We start from the raw sequence: 21,571 nt of genomic DNA, 5'->3' as shown, positions 1-21,571 counted from the left end.
TAGGAGCTGCCGAAGGCTGCGATCTTTTGATCTTTTTAAAATCAAAAGATCGCAGCCTCGTTTCACTCGACAGCTCCTACAGGGGAGCGGTGTTTCACTTAGTGCTGCAGAATCTTGTTGAGGAAGTGCTGTGTACGCTCGGCCCGGTGGCTGATGTCGCCGAAGAACTCTTCTTTCTTGCAGTCTTCGATGATCTTGCCCTGATCCATGAAAATCACCCGGTCCGCCACTTTGCGGGCGAAGCCCATTTCGTGGGTGACGCACATCATGGTCATGCCTTCGTGGGCCAGCTGCACCATCACGTCCAGCACTTCGTTGACCATCTCCGGATCGAGCGCCGAGGTCGGTTCGTCGAACAGCATGACGATCGGGTCCATCGCCAGCGCACGGGCAATCGCCACACGCTGTTGCTGACCACCGGAAAGCTGGCCAGGGTGCTTGTGGGCATGCGCCGACAGACCGACGCGCTCAAGCAGTTGCAGGCCTTTCTTGGTGGCTTCTTCCTTGCTGCGGCCCAGCACCTTGATCTGCGCGATGGTCAGGTTTTCGGTGATGGTCAGGTGCGGAAACAGTTCGAAATGCTGGAACACCATGCCGACGCGCGAGCGCAGTTTCGGCAGGTTGGTCTTCGGGTCGGCGATGGACGTGCCATCGACGACCACGTCGCCTTTCTGGAACGGTTCCAGGGCATTGACGCATTTGATCAGGGTCGACTTGCCGGAACCGGAAGGCCCGCACACCACGATCACTTCACCCTTTTTGACCTCAGTGCTGCAATCAGTCAGCACCTGGAAGTCGCCATACCACTTGTTGATATTTTTGATAGAGATCATACGGCGAACCTTTTTTGCAGACGCTTGACCAGCAGCGAGGCGGAAAAGCTGATGATGAAGTACACGAGCCCTGCGAAGATCAGGAACTCATTGGAGCGACCGATGATGTCGCCACTGGCACGCGAGGCGTTGAGGAAGTCCACCAGGCCGACGGCGTAAACCAGCGAGGTGTCCTGGAACAGGATGATGCTCTGTTGCAGCAACAGCGGGGTCATCTTGCGGAACGCCTGCGGCAGGATGATCAACCGCATCATCTGGCCATACGTCATGCCCAGCGCCTGGGCAGCGCCCATCTGGCCCTTGGGAATCGACTGCACACCGGCCCGCACGATCTCGCAGAAGTACGCGGCTTCGAACATCATGAAGGCCACGATGCACGAGGTGAACGCGCCGATCGGCGTGTCTTCGCCGGTGATCCAGCGCAGCACGAACGGCACCGCCAGGTAGAACCAGGTGATGACAAGCAGCAGCGGGATCGAGCGGAAGTAGTTGACGTAGGCGCCGGCGATGTTCGACAGCAGTTTGCTGTGGGACAGGCGCATCAGCGCGAGGATGGTGCCGAGGATGATCCCGCCGACGACGCCCATCGCCATCAATTGCAGGGTCATGACCATGCCGTTCCACAAGCCCGGCAAGGACGGGATGATGCCCGAGAAGTCGAATTCCATCATTTACCCCCTACGGAGATCAGGCCCGGCACAGCGACTTTCTTCTCGACCAGGCGCATCAGCAACATCAGGCTCATGTTCAGGGTGAAGTAGATCAGGGTCGCCAGGGTAAAGGCTTCGAACAGGTTGGCGGAGAACTCGGCGGTTTGCTTGGTTTGTGCAAGCAGTTCCATCAGACCGATCAGCGAGGCCACGGAGGTGTTCTTGAACACGTTCAGGAATTCCGAGGTAAGCGGCGGGATGATGATGCGGTAGGCCTGGGGCAGCAGCACGTTCCAGTAGATCTGCGGCAGCTTGAAGCCCATGGCGCGAGCGGCGGATTCCTGGCCGCGCGGCAACGCCTGGATGCCGGTGCGCACCTGTTCGCAGACTCGAGCGGTGGTGAACAGACCCAGGCACACGACGACGCTGAGGAATGCCGAGGTGGTCGGGTTCAGGTCCTGCTTGTACCAGTCCTGCATGCCTTGAGGCAGCAGATCGGGTACCAGGAAGTACCAGATGAACAGCTGAACAAGCAGCGGCACATTACGGAAGATCTCAACGTAGCAGGTCGCGATGCCCGATACGATGCGATTCGGTACGGTGCGCATGACACCCAGAATCGAGCCCAGCGTCAGGGCAATGATCCAGGCCATGATGGCGATGGCGATGGTCCAGCCCAGTCCGGTGATGTACCAGTCGAGATACGTCTCGCTGCCCACCCCGGTGGACCTGAAGAACACGCCCCAGTCCCAGTTGTAATTCATTAGGGTCTCCCCTCGGATCGATCAATGTGCAAGTGCCCGCCTGGGGAAGCTCCGTTCCCACCCGACTTGAACGTCGGGCACACGCCACCGGCTCGACTGCCACCGGTTCGAGTGTTTCCAGAAATGCCAGCAGGGAGTGACAACCTCCTGAAAGAGCAACAGCCCTCTCAGGAGGTAAGGTTAGTCAGAAATCAGGATTTCTTTTCGTCAGCCGCTTTATCGGTCGGATTGGCGATCAGGGCCTTGAGTTCATCACTCATCGGGAAGTTCAGGTTCAGGCCTTTAGGAGGGATTGGCGCCATGAACCATTTTTCGTAGATCTTGTTGATCTCGCCCGACTTGTAGGTCGCCACGATCGCGTCATCCACGGCTTTCTTGAACGGCTCGTCGCCCTTGCGGACCATGCAGCCGTAAATTTCGTAGGACTGTGGCGTACCGGTCACGGCCCAGTCGCTGGCCTTCTTGGCTTTGGCTGCTTCACCGGCCAGCAAGGCGTCGTCCATCATGAACGCTACAGCGCGGCCCGATTCCAGCATCTGGAACGACTCGCCGTGGTCTTTGGCGGAAATGACATTCATGCCCATCTGCTTGTCGGCGTTCATCGATTTGATGATGCGCTCGGACGTGGTACCGGCGGTGGTCACGACGTTCTTGCCTTTCAGGTCGGCGAAGTCTTTGTAAGGGGAGTCTTTCTTCGACAGCAGGCGGGTGCCGATTTCGAAGATGCCGACGGAGAAGTCAACTTGCTGCTGACGCTCGACGTTGTTGGTGGTGGAGCCGCACTCGACGTCCACGGTGCCGTTTTGCACCAGGGGGATACGGGTTTGCGAGGTGACCAGGTTGTATTTGACCTGCAGGTTTGGCATGTCCAGGTCTTTCTTGATCGCTTCGACGATTTTCAGCTGGATGTCGTGGGAGTAGCCGATCGGTTTGCCGGAGGCATCAGCGATGTAGGAAAACGGAATGGAAGCGTCACGATGCCCGAGGGTGATGACACCGGACTCTTTGATCTTCTTCAGTGTGCCAGTGAGTTCGGCAGCGAAAACTGGAGTGGTAATCAGAGCGGCAGCAATGGCTGCGCCCAGGATATGGGGAACGATGCGCATCAAATTTTCCTCGACATTGTTTTTTTTATGGAGCCAGTTCATCGGCCCTTTTTGTGCTTCGAAGGTTTGCCGGCGTCTGAATGAACGGCGCAGCAAGCATTCGTCCAAGAGTGTAGAGCATGACTCGTGCCAGGCCAGGTGCTATGAGATAAATCGTTGAAATATAAGGATATTAAATATTTATGGCGAGATTGTTTGCGTTGTTTAATCCGGTATCCCGAATCGACTGCCGGGTCGCGTTCGGAAAACCGAATGCAATATAGGAGTCATCCGCATTTTCCATGTAGGAGTGAGCCTGCTCGCGATTACCTTGTGTTCGGCACATAGAGTTTTGCATGTGATGGCCTTATCGCGAGCAGGCTCACTCCTACAGTGGGATGTGGTGGGATTAAAAATGCGAAAAGCCCCTGGATCATGCGATCCAAGGGCTTTCGGTTGAGCGGATACCCGATCAGGCCGCTTCGATCTTGCTGCGATTCTGTTCGACCTTGCTCAGGTAATCCACCAGCTTCTGCTGTTCTGCCGGGGTGGTGAACAGCCCGAGCTTGCTGCGACGCCACAGGATGTCGTGCGCGGTGGTTGCCCACTCTTCGCTGCACAGGTAATCAACTTCGCGGGTGTAGAGCCCGCCGCCGATGTGATCACCCAGGTCATTGAGGCTCTGCACACCTTCCAGCATCCGCCAGGTGCGGCTGCCGTAGGTGGTGGACCAGCGGCGCGCGATTTCGGTCGGCACCCAGTCGAACTTGTCGCGGATCAAGGCGCACAAGGCTTGAGGGGTGGTCATGTCTTCGCCCCCTGGCAGCGTAGCGGTGGCCGTCCAGCTGGGTTTGATCTGGGTGAAGTACGGCGTCAGTTGTGCCAGCGCCGACTCGGCCAATTTGCGATAGGTCGTCAGCTTGCCGCCGAAGACTGACAACAACGGTGCTTCTTCGCCGCTGCCGGACAACGCCAGGGTGTAGTCGCGGGTAACGGCCGAAGGGTTGTCGGATTCGTCGTTGCACAACGGGCGAACGCCGGAGTAGCTGTGCAGGATGTCGTCGCGGCTGACTTGCTTCTTGAAGTGCGCGTTGACCACCTTGAGCAGGTAATCGGTCTCGCCGTCGGTGATCGCGACTTTCGCAGGATCGCCGGTGTATTCACGGTCGGTGGTGCCGATCAGGGTGAAGTGGTTCAGGTACGGAATGGTGAAGACGATTCGCTGATCTTCGTTTTGCAGAATGTGCGCGTGTTCGCCTTCGTACAGTTTCGGCACGATCAGGTGACTGCCCTGGATCAGGCGGATGCCGTATGGCGATTCCATCTTCAGGTCGTCACGGATGAACTTGGCGACCCACGGGCCAGCAGCGTTTACCAGGGCCTTGGCGCGAATCGAAAACAGGCTGCCATCGGCGCGTTCCAGGTGCAGATGCCACAGACCCTTGCTGCGACGGGCGCTGGTGCAACGGGTCTGAGTGTGGACATGGGCGCCTTTTTCGCGGGCGGCCATGGCGTTCAGCACCACCAGGCGAGCATCGTCGACCCAGCAATCAGAATACTCAAAGCCCTTGATGATTTCGCTTTTCAGCGGGCTGTCCGGACCGAACTTCAGGCTCTTCGAACCTTCCAGTTTTTCCCGTTTGCCAAGGTTGTCATACAGGAACAGGCCGGCACGGATCATCCACGCCGGGCGCAGGTGCGGGCGGTGAGGCAGCACGAAGCGCATCTGCTTGACGATGTGTGGCGCCTTGGCCAACAGCACTTCGCGTTCAGCCAGCGCTTCGCGCACCAGACGGAACTCGTAATGTTCGAGGTAGCGCAGACCCCCGTGGATCAGCTTGCTGCTGGCAGACGAGGTGTGGCTGGCCAGGTCATCCTTTTCGCAAAGGAACACCGAAAGACCGCGACCGGCGGCATCCGCTGCGATCCCCACGCCATTGATGCCGCCACCGATAACGGCAACATCGTAGACCTCGGCGAGAGGGGGCGTAGGCAAGGTAGAAGTGGGCATCGGCTGGCCTCGGGCTTTGATTTTCTGTATTGGAATTCGAACATTAATGTTCATTTGCGAAAATGGTAGCCCATAAAGACGCGCGCAGCCAGTCAACTTCGATTGAAAATACTCATCGAAGGGCTGTGAAAGGAAAATTTACGAACATTTAGAGACTGTGAAGAACAAAATGTGGCGAGGGGATTTATCTGTGGCGAGGGGATTTAGCGAACCGTCGCACCGCCCCGTTCGGCTGCGAAGCAGTCGTCAACACTTCACACCATGTGTTTCGGAAATACTGTAGTGCAACTTTCAGGGGCCGCTTCGCGCCCAACGGGGATAAATCCCCTCGCCACGGGGTTTCTTCAACAGGCGCAAAGGGGTTAAACCACTTCCAGCCGAATCTTGTGCTGACTCAACAACTGCGCCAGCGCCGGCACCGGCTGCTGATCAGTGACCAGGCAATCGATCAGGCTGATCGGGCCCAGACGAATCATGGCGTTGCGCCCGAATTTGCTGGAGTCAGCCGCCAGAATCACCTGCCGCGCATTGGCGATGATCGTCTGGGACACGCGCACTTCCTGATAATCGAAGTCCAGCAGGCTGCCGTCCTCATCGATGCCGCTGATGCCGACCAGCGCAAAGTCGACCTTGAACTGGTTGATGAAATCGACGCTGGCCTGGCCGACCACACCACCGTCGCGCCGCACATTGCCACCGGTCAGCAGGACGTCGAAATCGTCCTTGGCGCTGAGCATGGAGGCTACATGCAGGTTGTTGGTGATGATCTTGAGGTGATTGTGATTGAGCAACGCCCTGGCGATCGACTCGGTGGTGGTACCGATGTTGATGAACAGCGAGGCGTGGTCGGGGATCTGTGCCGCAATGGCTTCGCCGATACGCTGCTTTTCATCGCGCATCTGATCGGCGCGCATGGCGTAGGCGGTGTTTTCGACACTGGAATCATAGGCTGCGCCGCCGTGGTAGCGACGCAACAGATTGGCTTCCGCGAGCTGATTGATATCGCGGCGAATAGTCTGCGGTGTAACGACGAACAGCGTGGCCAGTTCCTCGATACTCACGTAGCCGCGTTCACGGACCAGTTCGAGGATTTGCTGCTGACGGGGAGGCAGATTCATTGGGCTTCCTTTGGGCTGCCATGCAAAATTTGCCCATGATGCCGCAGGAATCTGCTCCCGACCAGTTACAACCCTAATCCTCTCGCAAGGCGGGCTTATTCATCGCCTTCATGGGGTTCCCAGTCACGGGTGCGGCTGACCGCTTTTTTCCAGCCGGCGTAGAGTTTTTCCTTCGCGGTTTCGTCCAGCGCCGGCTCGAATTCACGTTCGATCACCGCCTTGCCGCGCAACTCGTCCAGGCTGCCCCAGAAGCCACACGCCAGGCCCGCCAGATAGGCGGCGCCCAGTGCGGTGGTTTCGCGCATTTGCGGACGCTCGACCTGGGTGCCAAGGATGTCGGCCTGAAACTGCATGAGGAAATTGTTCGCCACCGCACCGCCGTCCACGCGCAGGGCTTTGAGGCGTTCGCCGGAATCCTGTTGCATGGCGTCCAGAACGTCGCGGGTCTGGTAGGCAATCGATTCCAGCGCTGCACGAATGATGTGATCCACGCGTACGCCGCGGGTCAGGCCGAACAGCGCGCCACGGGCATACGGGTCCCAGTACGGAGCGCCCAGGCCGGTAAAGGCCGGGACCAGGTATACGCCATTGCTGTCTTTGACCTTGTTGGCGAAATACTCGGTGTCATGGGCGTCGTTGATGATTTTCAACTCGTCGCGCAACCACTGAACGGTCGAACCGCCGTTGAACACCGCGCCTTCGAGTGCGTAGACGACTTCACCGCGAGGGCCGCAAGCGATGGTGGTCAGCATGCCGTGCTTGGATTTCACCGCTTTGTCGCCAGTGTTCATCAGCAGGAAGCAGCCGGTGCCGTACGTGTTTTTCGCTTGTCCTGGCTCGACGCACATCTGGCCGAACAGAGCCGCCTGCTGGTCACCGGCGATACCGCCGATGGCGATGCCGCTTTTGGTGTGGCCGTAGATTTCGGACGAAGATTTAACTTCCGGCAGCATCTCGCGGGGGATATCCAGCACGTCGAGCATCTTCGCATCCCACTCCAGCGTGTGGATGTTGAAGAGCATGGTGCGCGAGGCGTTGGTGTAGTCGGTGACGTGCACTTTGCCGCCGGTAAATTTCCAGATCAGCCAGCTGTCGACGGTGCCGAACAACAACTCACCCTTGCGCGCACGTTCGCGGCTGCCTTCGACGTTGTCGAGGATCCACTTCAATTTGGTGCCGGAGAAGTACGGGTCGGTGACCAGTCCGGTGGTCTCGCTGATGTATTGCTCGTGGCCATCGCGTTTGAGCTGCTGGCAGATTTCAGTACTGCGGCGGCACTGCCAGACGATCGCGTTGTAGATCGGGCGGCCGGTGGTCTTGTCCCAGACCACGGTGGTTTCGCGCTGGTTAGTGATACCGATGGCGGCGACCTGGTCGTGATGCAGGCCGGCTTGGGCCAGGGCCTCGACCATCACCGCGCTTTGCGTGGCGAAAATTTCCATCGGGTCATGCTCGACCCAACCGGCTTGCGGGTAATGCTGGACGAATTCGCGCTGAGCGGTGCACACCACGTTTGCATCACGGTCGAAGATGATCGCGCGCGAACTGGTCGTACCCTGATCGAGGGCAATGATGTAGTTCTTATTCTGAATGTCGGTCATGTCGATTGCCTTGGACGAAATAAGGGAGTGAGGTCAGGCGCGGGACCAGATTGGCAGGATCACGCGCCTACGGTATCAAGAAGTTCGTGGTTTGCCGTCAATGGCCGGTGCTGCGTCCTTTGTAGCAGGTTGGGTGCCGGGCAAATGCCGGGCAATCAGCCCGCGATAAGCTGCAGCACCGAGGCAGGCACCGACGATCGGTGCAAAAACCGGAATCAGGAAGTACGGGATGTCGCGCCCGCCGGTTAAGGAAATCTCACCCCAGCCCGTAAAGAAAGTCATCAGCTTGGGCCCGAAGTCGCGCGCCGGATTCATCGCAAAACCGGTCAAAGGCCCCATCGAACTGCCGATCACTGCAATCAGCAAACCGATCAGCAAGGGTGCCAACGGCCCTTTGGGCAAGCCGTTGTTATCGTCGGTCAGGGACATGATCACGCCCATCAGAATGGCCGTAATGATCATTTCAACCAGAAACGCCTGGGCTGTGGACAGGGCTGGGTGCGGGAACGTGGAAAACACTGAGGCCAATTCAAGACTGGCCTGGGTGCCGCGAACCATATGGTGCGTTTGTTCGTAATCGAAGAATAAATTGCTGTAGAGCGTGTAAACCAACAAGGCCCCACAGAAGGCGCCCGCTACCTGAGCCAGGATATAGAACGGCAGTTTGCGCTTTTCGAAGTCGGTGAACATGCACAGCGCAATACTGACGGCCGGGTTGAGGTGCGCGCCTGAAACACCGGCGGTCATGTAGATCGCCATGCTCACGCCAACGCCCCAGATGATGCTGATTTCCCACAAGCCAAAGCTGGCACCTGCAACTTTGAGTGCAGCCACACAACCGGTGCCGAAAAAGATAAGCAGGGCAGTACCCAGAAACTCGGCCATGCACTGGCTCGAGAGCGGCGGTTGTTGTAAAGCAGTTGTCATTGAAAACCTCGTTGTTGTTTTTGTCTGGGTGCTGCGAAGGAATATTCTTGCCGTATTCGTATTCGAAAAAATATAGACAAGAAACACTGCTGTCAAAGGTCGAAAGTGAACCGTCGGTCACATTTCAACTATTAGTCAGGTGAATGATCCTATTGTTCACGGCGCAGGCTTAATGTGGACGGACGGTAAAATGATTGGCAAGTCCAATGAAACGGGGCTGAGATAGAGCCTTTTACGGGTCAATGGCCTAGAATCCAGCACGATATTTTTGTATCGCCGACCAGTCTGGAGCTGTCATGACCCCCGCATTGGATTTGTTGAAAAAAGTTCGAGCCGAACATCGCGTGCACAGTTACGAACATGATCCCAAGGCTGCGTCTTATGGATTGGAGGCTGCGGAGAAGCTGGGGCTCGACCCGGCACAGGTGTTCAAGACCTTGCTGGCGGCCAGTGAGAAGGGTGAGTTACTGGTGGCTGTAGTGCCCGTCGCTGGCAGTCTTGATTTGAAAGGGTTGGCACATGCGGCGGGGGTAAAGAAAGTCGAGATGGCGGACCCGGCGGCGGCTCAGCGGTCGACGGGTTATCTGCTGGGTGGCATCAGTCCGTTAGGGCAGAAGAAACGCCTGCGCACGTTTATCGACAATTCGGCCCAGCCGTTTGCGAGTATTTTTGTCAGTGCGGGGCGAAGGGGGCTTGAAGTGGAGCTTGCGCCTGCGGTGCTGGCGGAGCATACCCAAGCGAAGTTTGCGGATATCGGCAGGGCATAACTTGGAATGGGCATGCGCCCAAATCCATTGTGGGAGTGAGCCTGCTCGCGATGGCGAAGTGTCAGTCGACAAATCATTGACTGAAACACCGTCATCGCGAGCAGGCTCACTCCCACCGTTTAGATCTACAGATGTCAGCTGGTTGTGCTGTACCGGCGGACGCCTGACTCGACTGCCGGTATCTGCGCCGCGGTGCTACCGGTTGCCTGGAACAACACCAGGTGTTCAGCCGCAACGCGAATGCCCACTTCGGCACCGACCAGATGATCCGCGTGACTTGGGAAGATCGATTCCAGCTGCGTGCCGGTCGGTAGCTGCAACCGATACAAGGTTGATGCGCCGAGGAAGGTCTTGCCAGTGATGCGTGCTTTCAGGGCGCTGTCCGGTGCATAAACGATATCGTCCGGACGCAGCAGCACATCGACCGCACCACCTACCGGCCAGGTGTAGGCGCGGTTGCCGCGCAGTTCACCCAGTTCGGTCTGCACCGATTCCGGGCTGTTCAGCTGCCCGCGAATGAAGTAACCCTGACCGATGAAACTGGCAACGAAGGGCGTCAGCGGCTCGTGATACAGGTTGTAGGGCGTGTCCCATTGTTCCAGGCGACCCTCTTTGAAAACCCCGACGTGATCGCTCACTGCAAAGGCTTCTTCCTGATCATGGGTGACCAGGATGGCGCTGGTGCCGCGAGCCTTGAGAATGTCGCGCACTTCATGGCTGAGCTTGCGGCGCAACTCGCCATCGAGGTTGGAGAACGGTCCATCGAGCAGCAACAATTGCGGCTCCGGCGCTAGTGCACGGGCCAGGGCCACGCGTTGTTGCTGACCACCGGACAACTCATGGGGAAAGCGCTTGCCGAGATTCTTCAGGTTCACCAGTTCGAGCAATTCTTCGGTGACGCGTTCTTTCTGCGGGTGCTTGCGGATGCCGAATGCGATGTTTTCGGCCACGCTCAAATGCGGAAACAGTGCGTAGTCCTGGAACACCATGCCGATACGGCGTTTCTCTGGCGCAAGCGTGAAACCGGCGCTGGAGATCGTCTCTCCGGCCAGTTGGATTTCACCTTCATGCACCGGTTCGAACCCGGCAATGGCACGCAAGGTGGTGGTCTTGCCGCAACCCGAAGAGCCGAGCAGGCAACCGATATCACCCGCGTTCAAATGCAGATTGAGATTCTGTACCACGCGCTGATCTTGATAGCCGCAGGCGAGGTTGCGCAGGTTAAGCAGTAATGGCTGGCTCATGCGTGGTGGTACGAAGGCGGGACGAGAAACTCAAGCAAGGCCTTTTGTGCGTGCAGACGATTCTCGGCCTGATCCCAGGCCACGGAGCGCTTGTCGTCGAGCAGGTCGAGGCTGATTTCTTCGCCACGGTGAGCGGGAAGGCAATGCATGAACAAGACGTCCGGAGCGGCCAGGTCGAGCAAGGCTCGGTTGACCTGGAACGGTGCGAACAGCTTCAGGCGCTTGGCGGTCTCTTCTTCCTGGCCCATGGAGGTCCAGACGTCGGTACTCACCAAATGTGCACCGCGCACGGCGTCTTTCGGATCGCGGACGATGGTCACACGATCGCCGGCCTTGGCCACGAATTCAGCGTTAGGCTCGAAACCTTCCGGGCAGGCAACGCGCAACTGGAAGTCGAACTGGATCGCCGCTTCTATATAGCTGTTGCACATGTTGTTGCCGTCGCCGATCCAGGCCACGGTCTTGCCCTGAATCGAGCCACGGTGTTCGAGGAACGTCTGCATGTCGGCCAGCAACTGGCACGGGTGCAGGTCATCGGACAGGCCGTTGATCAGCGGAACACGGGAGTTGGCAGCGAATTCGGTCAGGGTGCTGTGGGAAAACGTACGGATCATCACGGCATCGAGCATGCTCGACATCACAATGGCGGCGTCACCGATCGGCTCGCCACGACCCAGCTGGGTGTCACGGGGCGACAGAAAAATCGCCTGGCCACCGAGCTGGATCATGCCGGCTTCGAAGGAAATACGGGTACGGGTCGAGGACTTCTCGAAAATCATCCCGAGAACGCGGTTTTTCAGAGGCTCGAACAGTACGCCGCGGTTACGCAGGTCCTTGAGCTCAACGCCTCGACGGATCACGCTGATTAGCTCTTCGGGCGTGCAATCCATCAGGGAGAGAAAGTGCCTTGCGCTCATCATTGACTACCTTTTTGCAACAGACCGCAGATACTCAAAGCCTTGTTTAACTGAAAAACGGGCGAGACCTGCGGCGTAAGCCGCACGGGGCGACGAAATAGGGGAAGGCGCGATCTTATAATTAAATGTCGCGTCTTACCAATAGGGCTACGGTTTTTAGGGGATTTCAGAGGGGCTACGGGGAGACCGCAGTAGCGCTTTTGAAGCCTGTTTCCTGACAGCAGCCCGCCATTTGTACACTGTGCTTGCGGGGCTTTGCAATCTTGCAGGGCGGGCAGGGGGTATCACCGGCCGGTTTGCGACCTGTCATTCGGCAAGGCGTATGGAGCCTGTGTCTCGTCTGAAACATTTGCTAAAGCAAAGTGCTGGGTTATAACTACCTTTCGAGCGACGCAGGAAGCTTCCGGAATGGAATCGAAAGAACAGCAATTAATGGAATTACTCAGCCTCACGGCCCGCTCACTGACCCATCTGACGGCCTCTATGACCTCGATGTCCTTCGAGTTGATGCGCAGCCATGACGAAGTCACAAAAGCAGCCGGCAGGCGCATGATCGATCGCATGGCCACCATCAGTACCGGACTGGACGAGCATTGGCGCCTGATCGGTGAGCTCACGGGTGTGCATGTCGCCCAGGAGCAGATCGAGACCGTCCAGGAGATCCAACTGCAATCGCCCCCCAGGCTTCCACCGAACTGATCTGCCTGAAGGGTTGGTCGCGCTGATCAGTGGCGCTCATCGGCTGGCCTGATGGCCGCCGATTCACAAGACGAACGTCGCTGGCGCACTTGCGGGTCTGGCGCCATAGTTTTGTTCCCGCGGCCGATATTGCCCGCTCAGAACAAAACAGAGACTGGCCATGACCAAGACTCTCCATCACCGTGCGTGCCACCTGTGTGAGGCCATTTGCGGCCTGACCATCGAAACCACCGACGTTGACGGCGCCGGCGTGCAGATTACCTCGATCAAGGGGGATGCGCAGGACACGTTCAGTCGCGGTCACATCTGTCCCAAGGCAGTTGCCTTGCAGGATATCCAGAACGACCCGGACCGCCTGCATCAGCCGATGCAGCGCGTGGGAAGCGAATGGCAGCCCATCGAGTGGGAAGATGCCTTCAACCTGATCGCCGAGCGCCTTGCGGCGATTCAGGCGCATCACGGGCAGAATGCGGTGGCGGTCTATCAAGGCAACCCCAGCGTGCACAACTACGGGTTGATGACCCATAGCAATTACTTTCTCGGGCTGTTGAAAACCCGAAACCGGTTTTCGGCTACGTCGGTGGACCAGTTACCGCATCACCTCACCAGCCATTTGATGTACGGCCATGGCTTGCTGTTGCCGATCCCGGACATCGATCACACCGATTTCATGTTGATCCTTGGCGGCAATCCGCTGGCGTCCAATGGCAGCATCATGACCGTGCCGGATGTGGAGAAACGCCTGAAGGCTATTCAGGCACGGGGCGGCAAAGTGGTGGTGGTCGATCCGCGTCGCAGCGAAACGGCGGCGATGGCCGATCAGCATCTGTTCGTGCGTCCCGGTGGCGATGCGGCGTTGTTGTTCGGGTTGCTCAACACCTTGTTTGCCGAAGGGCTGGACTGCGAAAGCCATCTGCCGGTGGACGGTCTGGATGAAGTGCGTGAGGCGGTCAGCCGGTTCACCGCCGAGGCCATGAGCCCGCTGTGCGCGGTGCCGGCCGAGCAGATCCGGCAGCTGGCTCGCGATTTTGCTGCGGCACCTACGGCTGTTTGCTATGGACGCATGGGCGTGTCGACCCAGGCGTTCGGCACGTTGTGCCATTGGCTTGTGCAATTGATCAATCTGGTCACCGGTAATCTTGATCGGGTCGGTGGTGCGCTCTGCACCGAACCGGCGGTGGATCTGGTGGCATCTACGTCGGGAGGGCATTTCAATCTGTGGCAAAGCCGTGTGTCCGGGCGTCCGGAGTACGCTGGCGAGCTGCCGGTGTCGGCCTTGGCCGAAGAAATGCTCACCGAAGGGGAAGGGCAGGTACGCGCGCTGATCACGGTGGCGGGCAATCCGGTATTGTCCACGCCCAATGGCCGGCAATTGGAGCAGGCGCTGGACGGGCTGGAGTTCATGGTCAGCATTGACTTGTACATCAATGAAACCACACGCTATGCCGACCTGATCCTGCCCTCCACCTCGGCCCTGGAAAACGATCATTACGACACAACGTTCAACATGTTCGCCGTGCGCAATGTCAGTCGGTTCAATCGCGCCATTCTCGCCAAGCCTGAAGGTGCGTTGCACGATTGGGAAATCTTCGTCGGGTTGGCCAAGGCCTTTGCCAGCAAGACCGGCAAGGAGCTGAAACCGACCATTGCGCCGGCCCAGATGATTGATCGGGGCTTGCGGATGGGGGCGTATGGCGATGCGTCGCCGCATAAGTTGTCGCTGGCGACCTTGTTCGATCACCCTCACGGTATCGATCTGGGTGCCCTGAAATCCAACCTGGCGCCGCGTTTGAAAACTGCCAATCAGCGTGTTCAGGCCGCGCCTCCAGCGATTCTCTCGGACCTGGTACGCTTTGCAGCCTTGCAGGCGCCTGCTCCCGATGAGTTGTTGATGATTGGCCGGCGTCACGTGCGCAGCAACAACTCGTGGATGCACAACTATCACCGACTGGTGAAAGGCAAGCCGCGTCATCAACTGCTCATGCACCCTGAGGATCTCGCCAGCCGCGGCCTTGACGACGGTCAGCGCGTGCGTGTCAGTTCGCGGGTTGGGGTCATCGAAGTGGAGGTGGTTGCCAGCCTGGACATGATGAAAGGCGTGGTCAGCCTGCCCCACGGGTGGGGGCATGCGCGGCCGGGCGTGCAGATGACAATCGCCAGTGGTCAGCCAGGCTCCAGTGCCAATGACCTGACTGATGAATGCCAGCTCGACGAATTGTCGGGTAATGCGGCGCTCAACGGGGTGCCGGTGACCGTGGCGGCGGCGTGATCGTGTCTGTCGGGGAGACCGAGCATAGCGCTCGGGTTTCCGTTACAATGCGCCACCGTGCCGACCTCTGAGTCGGAAAGTTCAGCCGAGGTGCTCCATGGATATCATCGAAACGATTAAAGAGCAGATTGCTAACAACACCATTCTGCTTTACATGAAAGGCTCGCCGAATGCCCCCCAGTGTGGCTTCTCCGCAAAAGCTGCACAGGCTGTGATGGCATGTGGTGAAAAGTTCGCCTACGTGGACATCCTGCAGAACCCGGAAATCCGTGCCAACCTGCCAAAATACGCCAACTGGCCAACCTTCCCGCAACTGTGGGTCGGTGGTGAGCTGGTCGGCGGTAGCGATATCATGACCGAGATGGCTGCGGACGGTTCGTTGCAGAGCACTATCAAGGCTGCTGTCGAAGCAGCTGCTGCGAACAAGACCGAAGCCTGATCAACTGCTTGCTGCCTGTAGGAGCAATGCTTGCTCGCGATGAACGATAACGCGGTTTTTTGTTAAACCCCGGCGCCTGCATCGCGAGCAAGCTTTGCCCCCGCAGTAGAGTCAGTGTCCCGGATAGGGTCATTAAAAAGCCCCGCCTCTGTAAAAGAGAGCGGGGCTTTTTTGTTGTCTTGAGATTAGCGGGCGCTAATTACTCTTCGCCCATCTGCGATTGCAGATAGTTCTCAAGACCCACTTTATCGATCAGGCCGAGTTGGGTTTCCAGCCAGTCGATATGTTCTTCTTCAGACTCAAGGATATCTTCGAGCAGTTCACGGCTACCGAAGTCACCTACGGTTTCGCAGTGAGCAATCGCTACTTTCAGATCAGCGTGACCGGTACGTTCGATACGCAGGTCGCACTCAAGCATTTCCTGGGTGTGCTCGCCGATCTGCAGCTTACCCAGGTCCTGGACGTTCGGCAGGCCTTCAAGGAACAGGATGCGCTTGATCAGCTTGTCCGCGTGCTTCATCTCGTCGATGGATTCGTGGTACTCGTGCTTGCCGAGCTTGTTCAGGCCCCAATCTTCGTACATGCGCGCATGCAGGAAATATTGATTGATCGCGACCAGCTCATTGGCAAGGATCTTGTTGAGATGCTGGATGACTGTAATGTCGCCTTTCATGATGGGGTCCTGCCCTTTATTAACTGTCTATACGGCAGAGTTTGAGCCGCGTCATTAAGAGTGTCAAACCTAAGTTATTGAAAGTTAAGTGAAAATTAATCGGAATAAGAATGTTTGTGTTCCGCGTCTGGCGCCTAAGCGATTGATTTGCAGGCATAAAAAAACCGGACATCAAGTCCGGTTCTTTAAATAGGGTGTTTTAAGCGGCAGTAAATTCTACAGGGAAAGGTATCGCGGCTTGGGCCGTTTGCAATTTGGTCAGGGTTTCACGCACCACTTCCTTGGCAAGGCAGGCGCATTTACCGCATTGACTGGCTACGCCGGTAGCCTGGCGGACTTCCTTGTAGCTGCAGCAACCTTCATAGATTGCATCGCGAATTTGTCCGTCGGTGACGCCAGTGCAGAGGCAGACATACATAAGTGATAACCGTCGCTGGTTGTGACTCAATTGCGATGGATCTTAATGTTAACGAGAATGATTGTCAAAGTGGTTTCTGAAAGCTTCGCGTTATAAACGCGCATCCCTGACGAACGGTTGGCTATAGCCTTTTTCAGGCAGAAGCAATCTGGCAGTGTCGAAAAATCCGTTGGGGACAGGTCAAAAACGCAGTGTATGATGGCCGGTCCTTATGAAGCGGGTTCGTGTCACAGGGCTGTCGCCTGAAGGTGGCAGGCTGGCGCAAATCCGGAACTTCACGTTTTTACACCAGGAGATATTCAATGAGCGTACTCGTAGGCAAACAAGCCCCTGACTTCACCGTACCGGCTGTACTCGGCAATGGCGAAATCGTCGACAGCTTTACCCTGTCGTCGGCCATCAAAGGCAAATACGGCCTGGTGTTCTTCTACCCGCTGGACTTCACCTTCGTTTGCCCGTCCGAGCTGATCGCTCTGGACAACCGCATGTCTGACTTCAAGGCACGCAACGTTGAAGTGATCGCCGTGTCGATCGACTCGCACTTCACCCACAACGCCTGGCGCAACACCCCGGTGAACAACGGTGGTATCGGCGAAGTTCGTTACACCATGGCTGCCGACCTGAAGCACGAAATCGCCAAGGCTTACGACGTTGAATCCGAAGGCGGCGTGGCTTTCCGTGGCGCGTTCCTGATCGACGACAAAGGCGTTGTCCGCTCGCAGATCATCAACGACCTGCCGCTGGGCCGTAACATTGAAGAGCTGATCCGTCTGGTCGACGCTCTGCAATTCCACGAAGAGCACGGCGAAGTTTGCCCTGCCAACTGGAAAAAAGGCGACAAAGGCATGACCGCTTCGACCGAAGGCGTCGCGGCTTACCTGACCGAAAACGCTGCTGCCCTGTAAGGCGCGTTTCTGGCATAAAAAAACCGGCCTCTGAGGCCGGTTTTTTTGTGGGCGTATAAATCAGCAACAGCAATCAGTCGTTGAAATCTTCCCAGCCACCCATTTGCTTCCAGCGATTGACGATGCCGCAGAACAGCTCGGCTGTCTTTTCGGTGTCGTAGCGAGCCGAGTGGGCCTCGCGACCGTCGAAATCGATGTCAGCGGCCTGGCAGGCCTTGGCGAGCACGGTTTGACCGTAGGCCAGGCCTGCAAGCGTTGCAGTATCGAAGCTGGAGAACGGATGAAACGGGTTACGTTTCATGTCCAGACGCGCTACCGCAGCGTTGAGAAAGCCCAGGTCGAAAGAGCTGTTGTGACCGACCAGAATCGCCCGTTTGCAACCGTTGGCTTTCAACGCCTTGCGGATGCCACGGAAAATATCGGTCAGTGCAGCTTCTTCGCTGACAGCCATGCGCAGCGGATGATCGAGTTTGATCCCGGTAAATTCCAGCGCCGCCGCTTCAATGTTCGCGCCTTCAAAAGGCTCTACACGGAAGAAGTAGGTGTGGTCGGGATAAACAAAGCCCTTTTCGTCCATGCCGATGGTTGTTGCAGCGATTTCCAGCAAGGCGTCAGTGGCAGAGTTGAAACCACCGGTTTCAACGTCGACAACAACTGGCAGGTATCCACGGAAGCGAGCAGCCATTGGGTGGCGCGAACCACCTCCGCCACCTTGACCGTCCTGTTCGTCGTCGAAATGGTCTTCACTCACGCGTGTTCCTCCAGCAGGCGCCAGCGCAGTTTTTCACCGGCGCGCAGCGGGATAACGGTCAGCTCGCCAAATGGCAGGCTGGTAGGGGCGGTCCATTCATCACGGACCAGGGTAATGCGATCGGTATTGACCGGCAGGCCGTAGAAGCGCGGGCCGTGCAGACTGGCAAAGGCTTCGAGCTTGTCCAGCGCGTTGCGTTGCTCGAACGCTTCGGCGTACATCTCGATCGCTGCATAAGCGGTGTAGCAACCTGCACAGCCGCAAGCGGCTTCTTTCGCGTGCTGGGCATGCGGCGCCGAATCAGTGCCGAGGAAGAACTTTTCGCTGCCGCTGGTGGCGGCGTCGAGCAGGGCTTCCTGGTGGGTATTGCGCTTGAGAATCGGCAGGCAGTAGAAGTGCGGGCGAATCCCGCCAACCAGCATGTGGTTGCGGTTGTACAGCAGGTGATGAGCAGTAATGGTCGCGCCGACGTTGGCCGAGGCCTCGTTGACGAACTGCACGGCGTCCGCGGTAGTGATGTGTTCAAACACTACCTTGAGCGTCGGGAAGCGCTCGACCACACGACGCATGTGCTCGTCGATGAAGATCTTCTCGCGGTCAAAGACGTCGACGTCACCGCGGGTGACTTCACCGTGAATCAGCAAGGGCATCCCGACTTCGGCCATGGCCTCTATCGCAGGGAAAATCTTGTCGATGCTGGTGACGCCAGAATCCGAGTTGGTGGTCGCGCCGGCCGGGTACAGCTTGGCGGCGTGAACAAATCCGCTGGCCTTGGCCTCGCGAATTTCTTCGGGCTGGGTGCGGTCGGTCAGGTAGAGAACCATCAGCGGTTCGAAACGGCTACCGGCCGGACGTGCGGCCAGAATTCGCTGGCGATAGCCATCGGCTTCAGCAGCGTTGCGTACCGGAGGAACCAGGTTGGGCATGATGATGGCGCGACCAAAGGTGCGCGCGACATCCGCGACGGTATTGGTCAACACGGCACCATCGCGAAGATGAATATGCCAGTCGTCGGGACGCAGCAGGGTCAGGCGGTCGGACATGAGGGGATTCCAGGCGGGTCAAACTGAGGGGAATGCTACCGGAAAAGACTCTTCCAGGCACTCGCTATCAAGTTTTGCCGCAAGCTTCCGATATCCAACAGGTATGCCGTAAACAAGTCTGTGTCGGTCTTTTTGTTGTAGAAGCCAGTGGAGCCTCCCGTGCGCCAGCGTTATTTAGCCTTGCTCAGTGTGTTTGCCAGCGTTCCTGCCATGGCGCTCACTTTCCAGACGCGCCTGGAGAGCATCGAGTGGACGGTCGAAGGGGACAAGTTCGAATGTCGTCTGACTCAACCGATTACCGACTTCGGCGCTGGTGGATTCGTCCGCCGTGCTGGAGAACAGGCGACTTTTCGTCTGACGGCCTTCAACGCCATGATTGGCGGCGGTTCGGCGACCTTGCTGGCTGCCGCCGCGCCCTGGCAGCCGGGCCGTGGCGACATCAACCTGGGGTCTGTGCGCATCGGGAGTGGCAACGTTCTGTTTGACACTTCGCAGGTACAGGCCGGGCGTTTGATCAGCGGCTTGCTGGACGGCCGAAGCCCGGTAATCCGGCATTCATCAGGCGATGGCCGGGTATCGGAAGTGCGACTGCTTCCGGTCAGGTTCAGCCAGGCGTTCAATGAATACCAGAGCTGTGTGGCAAAGCTGCTGCCAAAGAATTTTGAACAGATCCGGCAGTCCCAGATAGGTTTTTCCGGCGAAGGCCTGGACCTGGACGCGCGAGCCAAGGCCCAGTTGCAGGTGATGCTGGAGTTCATGAAGGCTGATCCGACGGTCAATCACATCGAACTGGACGGTCACTCCGACAACAGTGGCAATCGCCTCACCAACCGTGACCTCTCGCGACGTCGTGCCCTGGCGGTCATGGAGTTCTTCAAGGCCAATGGCGTTCAGGAATCGCAGATCACGATGCGCTTTCATGGCGAACGTTATCCTGTGGCCCCTAACAACAGTGCCGCTAACCGCGCGAAGAATCGCCGGGTTGCCGTGCGCCTCGAAAGGGTGGCGCCCACGGAGAAGGCCACGCCGCAAGTCGCTCCCCAAATCACTGCACCCGGCAGTACGTCGGCAACATCCTGACTTGCCGGTCATCGTCGCGCTCTCGACAGAATCTGTCGCTTCGTCGTCATAAGCTGTCGCGCCTCTGTAAATTATTGCGCATGACCGGTAGACTCGACGGCTTTCCGTAGAACCCCGTGGAGTGATGGCATGGCGGACGTAAACAAGGTCGTTCTGGCGTATTCCGGCGGCCTGGACACTTCGGTGATCCTCAAGTGGCTGCAGGATACTTATAACTGTGAAGTGGTGACGTTCACCGCTGACCTGGGTCAGGGCGAAGAGGTCGAACCTGCACGCGCAAAGGCTCAGGCCATGGGCGTCAAAGAGATCTACATCGACGATTTGCGCGAAGAGTTCGTGCGTGATTTCGTTTTCCCGATGTTCCGCGCCAACACCGTTTACGAAGGCGAGTACCTGTTGGGTACTTCCATCGCTCGTCCGTTGATTGCCAAACGCCTGATCGAAATCGCCAACGAAACCGGCGCTGACGCTATCTCCCATGGTGCTACCGGCAAGGGTAACGACCAGGTTCGTTTCGAACTGGGCGCTTACGCCTTGAAACCAGGTGTGAAAGTGATTGCCCCTTGGCGTGAGTGGGACCTGCTGTCCCGCGAGAAGCTGATGGATTATGCCGAGAAGCACAATATTCCGATCGAGCGTCACGGCAAGAAGAAATCCCCGTACTCGATGGACGCCAACCTGCTGCACATCTCCTATGAAGGCGGCGTGCTGGAAGACACCTGGACCGAGCACGAAGAAGACATGTGGAAGTGGACCGTCTCCCCGGAGAAGGCTCCTGACAAGGCTCAGTACCTGGAACTGACCTACCGCAATGGCGACATCGTTGCACTGGACGGCGTCGAGATGACCCCGGCCACCGTTCTGGCGACCCTGAACAAAATCGGTGGCGAGCACGGTATCGGCCGTCTGGATATCGTGGAAAACCGTTACGTGGGCATGAAGTCCCGTGGCTGCTACGAAACCCCGGGCGGCACCATCATGCTGCGCGCTCACCGTGCGATCGAATCGATCACGCTGGACCGTGAAGTGGCTCACCTCAAAGACGAGCTGATGCCAAAGTACGCGAGCCTGATCTACACCGGTTACTGGTGGAGCCCGGAGCGCCTGATGCTGCAACAGATGATCGATGCCTCCCAGGCACACGTGAACGGTGTTGTGCGTCTGAAGCTGTACAAAGGTAATGTGATTGTTACAGGTCGCAAGTCCGACGAATCGTTGTTCGATGCCAACATTGCGACCTTCGAAGAAGACGGCGGTGCCTACAACCAGGCGGACGCGGCGGGCTTTATCAAGCTCAATGCGTTGCGCATGCGCATTGCCGCGAACAAGGGCCGGAAGCTTTTCTGAGCCCTTTGAGCGTTCACCCCGCGCAGTGAT

The 21,571-nt window shown here is 57.8% G+C and carries 21 protein-coding genes; 7 read left to right on the top strand and 14 right to left on the bottom strand.

Translation table 11 applies throughout. The annotated features are described in order from the left end of the window. Positions 1-98: 98 nt before the first annotated feature. The 8 genes from AC3ZVB_RS26575 to AC3ZVB_RS26540 form a co-directional block, all read right to left on the bottom strand. Positions 99-833, bottom strand: coding sequence for an amino acid ABC transporter ATP-binding protein (locus AC3ZVB_RS26575; RefSeq protein ID WP_162439398.1), 735 nt, complete (start codon positions 831-833; stop codon positions 99-101). Further along, positions 830-1,501 carry an amino acid ABC transporter permease gene (locus AC3ZVB_RS26570; RefSeq protein ID WP_162439399.1) on the bottom strand — a complete coding sequence of 224 codons (672 nt, stop codon included), beginning with the start codon at positions 1,499-1,501 and terminating at the stop codon, positions 830-832. Before AC3ZVB_RS26570 ends, AC3ZVB_RS26575 begins: the two co-directional genes overlap by 4 nt. Next, a complete protein-coding gene (locus AC3ZVB_RS26565) occupies positions 1,501-2,247 on the bottom strand; it encodes an amino acid ABC transporter permease (protein ID WP_162439400.1) in 747 nt (248 codons plus the stop codon). The genes AC3ZVB_RS26570 and AC3ZVB_RS26565 overlap by 1 nt, the downstream gene beginning before the upstream one ends. Before the next feature lie 191 nt (positions 2,248-2,438). Continuing rightward, complete coding sequence (locus AC3ZVB_RS26560) at positions 2,439-3,353, bottom strand: glutamate/aspartate ABC transporter substrate-binding protein (protein WP_162439401.1); 915 nt, start codon at positions 3,351-3,353, stop codon at positions 2,439-2,441. Between the two features lie 451 nt (positions 3,354-3,804). Beyond that, positions 3,805-5,343, bottom strand: a complete 1,539-nt coding sequence (gene glpD, locus AC3ZVB_RS26555; protein ID WP_490148198.1) for a glycerol-3-phosphate dehydrogenase — start codon at positions 5,341-5,343, stop codon at positions 3,805-3,807. Positions 5,344-5,705: 362 nt separating this feature from the next. Further along, on the bottom strand, positions 5,706-6,461 hold the full coding sequence (locus tag AC3ZVB_RS26550) for a DeoR family transcriptional regulator (protein WP_490148197.1): 756 nt from the start codon (positions 6,459-6,461) through the stop codon (positions 5,706-5,708). Positions 6,462-6,556: 95 nt separating this feature from the next. Continuing rightward, positions 6,557-8,062: a glycerol kinase GlpK gene (glpK, locus tag AC3ZVB_RS26545; protein ID WP_490148196.1), complete on the bottom strand. Its 1,506-nt coding sequence runs from the start codon at positions 8,060-8,062 to the stop codon at positions 6,557-6,559. A 75-nt stretch (positions 8,063-8,137) separates the two neighbouring features. Further along, on the bottom strand, positions 8,138-8,989 hold the full coding sequence (locus AC3ZVB_RS26540; protein WP_162439405.1) for an MIP/aquaporin family protein: 852 nt from the start codon (positions 8,987-8,989) through the stop codon (positions 8,138-8,140). Positions 8,990-9,285: 296 nt separating this feature from the next. On the opposite strand from AC3ZVB_RS26540, the gene ybaK reads away from it, so the two are divergent. Further along, positions 9,286-9,756: a Cys-tRNA(Pro) deacylase gene (gene ybaK / locus AC3ZVB_RS26535; protein ID WP_110659830.1), complete on the top strand. Its 471-nt coding sequence runs from the start codon at positions 9,286-9,288 to the stop codon at positions 9,754-9,756. A 134-nt stretch (positions 9,757-9,890) separates the two neighbouring features. Here ybaK and AC3ZVB_RS26530 read toward each other — a convergent pair whose 3' ends face one another. Continuing rightward, entirely contained in the window at positions 9,891-11,000 is a 1,110-nt protein-coding gene (locus AC3ZVB_RS26530) for an ABC transporter ATP-binding protein (protein ID WP_490148195.1), read from the bottom strand. Then, positions 10,997-11,917, bottom strand: coding sequence for an ornithine carbamoyltransferase (gene argF, locus AC3ZVB_RS26525; protein ID WP_162439408.1), 921 nt, complete (start codon positions 11,915-11,917; stop codon positions 10,997-10,999). Before argF ends, AC3ZVB_RS26530 begins: the two co-directional genes overlap by 4 nt. Before the next feature lie 408 nt (positions 11,918-12,325). On the opposite strand from argF, the gene AC3ZVB_RS26520 reads away from it, so the two are divergent. The 3 genes from AC3ZVB_RS26520 (at position 12,326) to grxD (ending at position 15,324) form a co-directional block, all read left to right on the top strand. Next, positions 12,326-12,616, top strand: coding sequence for a hypothetical protein (locus tag AC3ZVB_RS26520; protein WP_490148194.1), 291 nt, complete (start codon positions 12,326-12,328; stop codon positions 12,614-12,616). A 160-nt stretch (positions 12,617-12,776) separates the two neighbouring features. Continuing rightward, positions 12,777-14,885 (top strand): molybdopterin oxidoreductase family protein, encoded by a 2,109-nt coding sequence (locus AC3ZVB_RS26515; protein ID WP_490148193.1) that lies wholly within the window; start codon positions 12,777-12,779, stop codon positions 14,883-14,885. A gap of 97 nt (positions 14,886-14,982) precedes the next feature. Beyond that, the gene (gene grxD, locus AC3ZVB_RS26510) at positions 14,983-15,324 is read left to right on the top strand and encodes a Grx4 family monothiol glutaredoxin (protein ID WP_194692629.1); all 342 of its coding nucleotides are present in this window, start codon (positions 14,983-14,985) and stop codon (positions 15,322-15,324) included. Between the two features lie 199 nt (positions 15,325-15,523). On the opposite strand, the gene bfr is transcribed toward grxD, so the two are convergent. Continuing rightward, positions 15,524-15,997, bottom strand: coding sequence for a bacterioferritin (gene bfr, locus AC3ZVB_RS26505; protein ID WP_017340571.1), 474 nt, complete (start codon positions 15,995-15,997; stop codon positions 15,524-15,526). A 199-nt stretch (positions 15,998-16,196) separates the two neighbouring features. Then, positions 16,197-16,415 carry a bacterioferritin-associated ferredoxin gene (locus AC3ZVB_RS26500; protein ID WP_008057530.1) on the bottom strand — a complete coding sequence of 73 codons (219 nt, stop codon included), beginning with the start codon at positions 16,413-16,415 and terminating at the stop codon, positions 16,197-16,199. Between the two features lie 302 nt (positions 16,416-16,717). Here AC3ZVB_RS26500 and AC3ZVB_RS26495 point away from each other — a divergent pair, with 302 nt between their 5' ends. Further along, positions 16,718-17,320 (top strand): peroxiredoxin, encoded by a 603-nt coding sequence (locus tag AC3ZVB_RS26495; RefSeq protein WP_064679479.1) that lies wholly within the window; start codon positions 16,718-16,720, stop codon positions 17,318-17,320. A 73-nt stretch (positions 17,321-17,393) separates the two neighbouring features. Here AC3ZVB_RS26495 and rnt read toward each other — a convergent pair whose 3' ends face one another. Both rnt and pyrC read right to left on the bottom strand, forming a co-directional pair. After that, positions 17,394-18,071: a ribonuclease T gene (gene rnt / locus AC3ZVB_RS26490; protein WP_162439412.1), complete on the bottom strand. Its 678-nt coding sequence runs from the start codon at positions 18,069-18,071 to the stop codon at positions 17,394-17,396. Then, a complete protein-coding gene (gene pyrC, locus AC3ZVB_RS26485; RefSeq protein ID WP_490148192.1) occupies positions 18,068-19,114 on the bottom strand; it encodes a dihydroorotase in 1,047 nt (348 codons plus the stop codon). Before pyrC ends, rnt begins: the two co-directional genes overlap by 4 nt. Positions 19,115-19,273: 159 nt before the next feature. On the opposite strand from pyrC, the gene AC3ZVB_RS26480 reads away from it, so the two are divergent. Beyond that, complete coding sequence (locus AC3ZVB_RS26480) at positions 19,274-20,194, top strand: flagellar protein MotY (RefSeq protein WP_490148191.1); 921 nt, start codon at positions 19,274-19,276, stop codon at positions 20,192-20,194. Between the two features lie 129 nt (positions 20,195-20,323). Next, the gene (locus AC3ZVB_RS26475) at positions 20,324-21,541 is read left to right on the top strand and encodes an argininosuccinate synthase (protein ID WP_008155574.1); all 1,218 of its coding nucleotides are present in this window, start codon (positions 20,324-20,326) and stop codon (positions 21,539-21,541) included. The last annotated feature ends 30 nt before the right edge of the window (positions 21,542-21,571 follow it).

This window comes from Pseudomonas sp. MDV22-iso1 (assembly GCF_058145095.1).
Note: the sequence above shows the minus strand (reverse complement) of the source record. Positions and strands in the feature narration are given on the sequence as shown.

Coding starts and splice junctions, on each gene's coding strand:
- AC3ZVB_RS26495 (WP_064679479.1), top strand. CDS start 16,718: ATGAGCGTACTCGTAGGCAAACAAGCCCCTGACTTCACCGTACCGGCT.
- bfr (WP_017340571.1), bottom strand. CDS start 15,997: ATGAAAGGCGACATTACAGTCATCCAGCATCTCAACAAGATCCTTGCC.
- AC3ZVB_RS26475 (WP_008155574.1), top strand. CDS start 20,324: ATGGCGGACGTAAACAAGGTCGTTCTGGCGTATTCCGGCGGCCTGGAC.
- AC3ZVB_RS26500 (WP_008057530.1), bottom strand. CDS start 16,415: ATGTATGTCTGCCTCTGCACTGGCGTCACCGACGGACAAATTCGCGAT.
- AC3ZVB_RS26570 (WP_162439399.1), bottom strand. CDS start 1,501: ATGGAATTCGACTTCTCGGGCATCATCCCGTCCTTGCCGGGCTTGTGG.
- AC3ZVB_RS26540 (WP_162439405.1), bottom strand. CDS start 8,989: ATGACAACTGCTTTACAACAACCGCCGCTCTCGAGCCAGTGCATGGCC.
- AC3ZVB_RS26530 (WP_490148195.1), bottom strand. CDS start 11,000: ATGAGCCAGCCATTACTGCTTAACCTGCGCAACCTCGCCTGCGGCTAT.
- argF (WP_162439408.1), bottom strand. CDS start 11,917: ATGAGCGCAAGGCACTTTCTCTCCCTGATGGATTGCACGCCCGAAGAG.
- AC3ZVB_RS26515 (WP_490148193.1), top strand. CDS start 12,777: ATGACCAAGACTCTCCATCACCGTGCGTGCCACCTGTGTGAGGCCATT.
- pyrC (WP_490148192.1), bottom strand. CDS start 19,114: ATGTCCGACCGCCTGACCCTGCTGCGTCCCGACGACTGGCATATTCAT.
- grxD (WP_194692629.1), top strand. CDS start 14,983: ATGGATATCATCGAAACGATTAAAGAGCAGATTGCTAACAACACCATT.
- AC3ZVB_RS26565 (WP_162439400.1), bottom strand. CDS start 2,247: ATGAATTACAACTGGGACTGGGGCGTGTTCTTCAGGTCCACCGGGGTG.
- ybaK (WP_110659830.1), top strand. CDS start 9,286: ATGACCCCCGCATTGGATTTGTTGAAAAAAGTTCGAGCCGAACATCGC.
- glpK (WP_490148196.1), bottom strand. CDS start 8,062: ATGACCGACATTCAGAATAAGAACTACATCATTGCCCTCGATCAGGGT.
- AC3ZVB_RS26575 (WP_162439398.1), bottom strand. CDS start 833: ATGATCTCTATCAAAAATATCAACAAGTGGTATGGCGACTTCCAGGTG.
- AC3ZVB_RS26560 (WP_162439401.1), bottom strand. CDS start 3,353: ATGCGCATCGTTCCCCATATCCTGGGCGCAGCCATTGCTGCCGCTCTG.
- AC3ZVB_RS26550 (WP_490148197.1), bottom strand. CDS start 6,461: ATGAATCTGCCTCCCCGTCAGCAGCAAATCCTCGAACTGGTCCGTGAA.
- AC3ZVB_RS26520 (WP_490148194.1), top strand. CDS start 12,326: ATGGAATCGAAAGAACAGCAATTAATGGAATTACTCAGCCTCACGGCC.
- glpD (WP_490148198.1), bottom strand. CDS start 5,343: ATGCCCACTTCTACCTTGCCTACGCCCCCTCTCGCCGAGGTCTACGAT.